The sequence below is a fragment of the Bartonella rattimassiliensis 15908 genome, assembly GCF_000278215.1.
Taxonomy (GTDB): domain Bacteria; phylum Pseudomonadota; class Alphaproteobacteria; order Rhizobiales; family Rhizobiaceae; genus Bartonella; species Bartonella rattimassiliensis.
Map to the genome: position 1 here is coordinate 229527 of NZ_JH725068.1, position 2175 is coordinate 231701.

The window sequence follows — 2175 nt, forward strand, 5'->3', positions numbered from 1 at the left end:
ATAGAAAAGTCAACAATGGATGGATTACGAAAATCTTTAGCCAAAGAATTTACGAGCATTTATGTGCTTAATTTACGGGGGGATATCCGTAAAAATATGTTAAGCAATGGTGTTGCTCAAGAAGGTGAAAATATTTTTGGGAGTGGTAGTATGACAGGTATTGCGGTAACGCTATTTATCAAAAATCCCAATGCTGTTGGACCTTGTAAAATTTACTATCATGATATTGGTAATAATCGTACGATAAAAGAAAAACTTACAGCTCTCAAATACTTTGGTAGTATTGGTGGTATTACACGTGAACAAAGCTGGCAAATAATTATACCAGACAAGTACGGTGATTGGATAAATCAACGTGATAACAATTTTGAAACATTCTTAGCTTTAGGTGATAAGAAAGGACATAATAAAAAGCTCTTTAAAAATTTTTCTTGTGGTCTAAAAACTAATCGTGATGCTTGGGCATATAACTCAAGCCGTGAAGCTCTATCACAAAACATGAATAATATGATTACGTTCTATAACAGCGAAGTAGAACGTTTTAATACGACCTATCGACACTCTGATCGTAAAACACGTGCAAATGCTGTAGATAATTTCGTCAATACAGATATAAAAAAGATCAGTTGGAGTCATAATATTAAACAAGAATTGGTAAAAGAAAAACTCTTTAAGTTTGAGTGTTACGGTCTTACTCAAAGTCTTTATCGTCCTTTTACTAAGCAGTGGCTTTATTATAATCGCGTCTTTAACGATGGGGTTTATCAAATGCCTCGTATATTCCCGATAGGACAAGCGGTTAAAAATCAAGTAATACAATTTTCTGCTGTTGGAGGAAGAAGTGGCTTTTCTGTATTGATGACTAAGAATTTACCTAACCATGACACAATAGATAAAGGACAATGCTTTCCACGTTATATTTACGAAGACACTACAGTCTCAAAAAGTAAAAGTAAGCAACAATCCCATTTGTTTGCAAATGCCACAGAAGCAAACAAAACAGCTGGTTTACAGAAACGTGATGCCATAACTGATGAAGGTCTAGACCATTTTAAAGCGGCTTATCCTAATGAAACTATCACGAAAGATGATTTGTTCTATTACGTTTACGGTCTACTTCATTCGGAAGATTATCGCACCCGTTATACTCATAATTTATGTAAAGAACTGCCTCGTATTCCTTGTGTAAAAGCTGCTGATGATTTTTGGAAATTTGTGACAGCAGGGCGTGAACTGGGTCATTTGCATGTGAATTATGAAGATGTAGAGCCTTATCCAGTGACCTTTAAAAAAGGCAATCCAAAACAAACAGAGATCTCTAATCCTGAGAAATTCTATTATGTAACTGAAATGAAATTCGCAAAAGCAGCTAAAGAGAAAGGAAAATCCGAAAAGGATAAATCAACGGTTATTTATAACAGCAATATCACAATAACAGATATCCCTCTCGAAGCTTATGAGTATATCGTCAATGGTAGACCCGCTCTTGAATGGGTTATGGGGCGTCAATGCGTTAAGACTGATAAAAAGAGCGGCATTGTGAATGATGCCAATCGTTATGCTGTTGAAACCGTTGGAAACCCTGCCTACCCTCTAGAGTTGTTCCAAAGAGTTATTACCGTAAGTTTAGAAACAATGAAAATCGTAAAAAAACTACCAAAATTGGAAATTAGAGAAACTGAATAGACTTGCCATACTCACATGATAGGCATGTTAACTTTATAAGGGGTATAGGATCTTATAACTATAGACTATACCTCTTTATACTCTATACCCCCTTTATACATTTCTTACATACCATCTTTAAAAGGATAATTTATCATGTGTTATTCTAAAAAATAAGGCTTTGTACTTTTAAACACTCTACTTTGGATTGCTTTAAGATTTTTAAGAAACCCACTCTTAAAGTGAATACACTTCTTTTGAATTGCCTTTAAGAGATTATACCGTAATCTAAAATGATAGCTTTATCCTTTTCAAAAGCTTTGTTTAAAGAGAGTTATGTATATTCATTTTCTTATATTACTTATAGGTTTTGAAGGTGCTTAAAACCCTCAAAATACCTTCAAAACCCTCTTATACATATAACATAGATTGTATTTACATGTTATATTTAACATAGGTTGTTTCTTTAAAGAATCAACTTATTGAAATATAATAACTTTTATTTCTAAT

Annotated in this window: 1 protein-coding gene; it reads left to right on the top strand. The window is 33.4% G+C overall.

From position 1 onward, the window contains the following. The coding region (locus MCY_RS07365; protein ID WP_040296515.1) for a type ISP restriction/modification enzyme at positions 1-1686 on the top strand (1686 nt) is incomplete at its 5' end. Between the last annotated feature and the right edge of the window lie 489 nt (positions 1687-2175).